This is a genomic window from Frankia sp. CcWB3, assembly GCF_977927595.1.
Window position 1 is genome coordinate 1 of sequence record NZ_CDWRCK010000364.1, and the last position, 3,163, is coordinate 3,163.

The window sequence follows — 3,163 nt, forward strand, 5'->3', positions numbered from 1 at the left end:
GCCGGAGATCGCGAGAGGCCTCCTGTGGTGGTGGGTCGGCTGCCGCTGGGGGGTAGCCGGCCCGCCTCCTGCTGTTTTCGGCGGTTCGCCAGAATGTCATTCGTTTCTGAGTGTCGCTAACGAGTACCGTCGTGAGATGGAGACCGAGACGGCACGTGAGGCCGAACTCGCGTCCGCGCTGCGCCTGTCGGTGATGCGGCTTTCTCGGCGCATGCGCCAGGAGCGGTCGAGCCGGCTCACCCCCACGCAGACTTCCGCGCTTGCTACGCTGGAGCGGCATGGCCCCATGACGCTCGGGGAGATCGCCGTCCACGAGCGCGTCCAGCCGCCGTCGATGACCCGGGTGATCGCGCATCTGGCCGTCACCGGGCTCGTCGAGCGCCGGCCGCACCCCACCGACGGCCGTCAAGTGATCGCTGAGGTGACCGAGGCGGGTCGAGCCCTGCTCGAGGACGACCGTCGGCGCCGGGACGAATGGCTGACCGATCGGCTGGCCGAGCTCTCACTCGAGGAGATCGCCGCGCTGAACCGCGCCGCACCGATCCTGGACGCGCTTGCCGGCTCGTAGGCCGCCCGCCGATCCGAGCATCGTTCCAAGCGCCATTCAGAGCTCCACCCAACCGCCCCGCTGATGGGAGGTCTGCGCGGCGGCCATCAGATGGTTCGCAGTGAGCAGGTCGTGGAAGGTGGCGCCGCGGACCAGCCGGGCGTCGTCGAGTTCGGTGGCGCGCACCACGTCGTAGGTGGCCTCCACCAGCCCCGGCCGGGAGGTCGGCACGGTCGGCATCATCAGATCCCGGATGCCGCTGCCGTCCTGGCGGCGGACCAGACGGCCCTGGACGACGATGCGTCCGGAGTCGCCGCACACCGTGAGGGTGGCGGTGCCGAGGTCCCCGCCCATCTGCTCGTTGATCAGAACCGTCGCGCCGCTCGCCGCCAGCAGGGCCAGCGTCACCGGTGCGTCCGGGGTGAGCGCCGGGGCGGGCATCGCGGCCGGATCGGCGCAGACCGCGAGGATCTCGCCGCACCAGCGCGTCGCCAGATCGATGATCTCGACCCGCCCGGCGGGCCCGTCCGGCGCGCCCACCACGGTCATCTGGGTGAGCCGGCCCAGGGAGGGAACGGTCGCCGCGACGTGGGTGGCGGCAGGCCAGGCCCGCCCGTCGAGCGCGACCACGTGGGTGAGATCACCCTCCTCGGCGAGGTCGGCGACCGCGCGCAGGGCCTCGGCCTCGACGGTCGCCGGCCCGGCCAGGAGCACGTGCAGGCCGATCTCGGCCGCTTGCCGGGCGACGATGTCGGACGCGGGCGGCGGCATCTCCACGCAGACCGCCTCGATGTCGTCCGAGAGCAGGGTGAGCAGATCTGCGTACGCCCGTCGGACACCTGCCTCGGCGGCCCAGGCCAGGGACTCCAGCGGTTCCGGGGCGAGGAGACCGACGACGTCGACCCCGGCGTCGCGCAGCACCTCGGCGGTGGTGCTGTCCGAGCCATCGGTGACCAGGGCCATCGCGAGGGGCAGGTCCGGCTGCCGCCGGCGCACGACGCGCCGCAGCTCCCGCCATGCCTGAGAAAGGGCGGGATCGCGCGGCGGCACCAGATCGGGGAGCGTCGTCACAGCATTGATAGTGCTCCCCGTCTGGTGGCGAGGGTCGCCGGTCAGCCCGATTGTCGCCGAGAATCGACCGGAGGCCGAGCGCTCGCCATCCGAGCCCGGAGCAGGTCCGTGTCGCACTGTTCGTCTCGTCCCAGGGAGACTGTCGTCCCAGGGAGAGGGAGCCTGTCATTCCAGGGAGGTTGTCGTTCCAGGGAGGTTGAGCTGGCGACCAGACTGTTCGTGGCGGCCGTCCCACCCCCCGAGGTCGCCGAGGCGCTGCTCGCGGCCGTGCACAGGACGCGCGCCGCGGCGGCGGATCTGCGCTGGACCACGCCGGACCAGTGGCACGTCACGTTCGCCTTCCTCGGGCCAGTGCCGGACGACCGGCGCGCCGAGCTCGACGCGAGACTGGCGCGGGTGGCACGCCGGCACGGCCCGTTCGCCGTCGAGACGGTCGGTGGCGGACGGTTCGGCGATCGGGTGCTGTGGACCGCGGTGCGGCAGCCACCGCCGGTGACCGCGGACGCATCCGTCGACTGCATTGCCGCAGCCGCAGCCGCAGCCGCAGCCGCCGGTGACGTGGCTGGCTCGCGAGCCAGCCCACGCCTGACGGCGCTGGCAGTGGGGGTCCGGCGGGCCGCCGAGCGTGCCGGGGCGGCCGGCCGGGACACCCGTCCGCTGCGCGCACATCTGACGCTCGCCCGGGTGCCGAACGGGCGCGGGCGGGCACTGCAACCGCTCGTCGAGCTGTTGCGTGCCGATGTCCCACCGCTGCCCTGGAGCGTCGAGCGTCTCATCCTGATGAGCAGCTCGGGCGGCGGCGAGTCCGGATCATCCCCCACCTGCCGGGCGGAGACGGTCTGGGACCTCGTCGGCGGTCAACCGTCGGTCGAGGGATCCGCCGGGCGGTAGCGGTAGCCCACGCGGCGGATGGTCTCGATGCGATCCCGGTGCTCCGGGCCGAGCTTGCGTCGCAGCCGCGTCACCAGGACATCCACCGTGCGGATATCGGGAGCCGACTCGTCGTCGACCTGATGGCCCCAGACCGAGCAGAGCAGTGCCTCCCGGCTGTACGCCTGCCCGGGATGGCGGACGAAGAAGTCCAGTACCTTGAACTCCAGGTAGGTCAGCTGCAGGGCCCGGCCGTCAACGGTGGCGAGCCAGGCGGTGCGGTCGACCCACACCCCGCGCCGGGGCGGCGCCGCGATCTCCCACTGGCCGGTCCGGAGGCTGGCGCCGGGCGTGTGTGCGGGCGCCGTCGCGGGCAGGGATGGTCTCGGCAGGGACGGTCGTGGAAGGGACGCCGCCGGGACGGACGCCGCACGGGCGGGCGCGGTGCGGGGCGTCCGGTACGGGAGGACGGTCGTCTGTGGGGGCATTGCTGGCCTTTCGGTCAGGTTTCTCTCGGTCACCGAAGATCGGGCGGGCGGCGAGATGCCGTCGACGTGTCAGCGTTCTGGACGGTGGGTGTTCTGGACGGTGGGTCCGCCGGGTACGCGGCGCGGTGGCGCGAAGATGGTGGCGGTGCCTCTCACCGTCGGCGGCGGGGGAGGGCGGGGCCGATGC

At 72.8% G+C, this 3,163-nt stretch carries 4 protein-coding genes; 2 read left to right on the forward strand and 2 right to left on the reverse strand.

Annotated elements, in window-relative coordinates; all coding sequences use genetic code 11:
- Window positions 1-136: 136 nt before the first annotated feature.
- The gene (locus ACY5KJ_RS19120; protein WP_462186995.1) at window positions 137-568 is read left to right on the forward strand and encodes a MarR family transcriptional regulator; all 432 of its coding nucleotides are present in this window, start codon (window positions 137-139) and stop codon (window positions 566-568) included.
- Window positions 569-604: 36 nt separating this feature from the next.
- On the opposite strand, the gene ACY5KJ_RS19125 is transcribed toward ACY5KJ_RS19120, so the two are convergent.
- A complete protein-coding gene (locus ACY5KJ_RS19125; protein WP_462186994.1) occupies window positions 605-1,618 on the reverse strand; it encodes a Gfo/Idh/MocA family oxidoreductase in 1,014 nt (337 codons plus the stop codon).
- Window positions 1,619-1,837: 219 nt separating this feature from the next.
- On the opposite strand from ACY5KJ_RS19125, the gene ACY5KJ_RS19130 reads away from it, so the two are divergent.
- On the forward strand, window positions 1,838-2,509 hold the full coding sequence (locus ACY5KJ_RS19130) for a 2'-5' RNA ligase family protein (protein WP_462186993.1): 672 nt from the start codon (window positions 1,838-1,840) through the stop codon (window positions 2,507-2,509).
- On the opposite strand, the gene ACY5KJ_RS19135 is transcribed toward ACY5KJ_RS19130, so the two are convergent.
- Complete coding sequence (locus ACY5KJ_RS19135; protein ID WP_462204019.1) at window positions 2,476-2,976, reverse strand: winged helix-turn-helix domain-containing protein; 501 nt, start codon at window positions 2,974-2,976, stop codon at window positions 2,476-2,478. The two genes, ACY5KJ_RS19130 and ACY5KJ_RS19135, sit on opposite strands and share 34 nt — an antisense overlap.
- Window positions 2,977-3,163: the final 187 nt, after the last annotated feature.

Bases quoted from the DNA above. Each gene is read 5' to 3' on its own strand.
- ACY5KJ_RS19135 (WP_462204019.1), bottom strand. From the start codon at position 2,976: ATGCCCCCACAGACGACCGTCCTCCCGTACCGGACGCCCCGCACCGCG.
- ACY5KJ_RS19120 (WP_462186995.1), top strand. From the start codon at position 137: ATGGAGACCGAGACGGCACGTGAGGCCGAACTCGCGTCCGCGCTGCGC.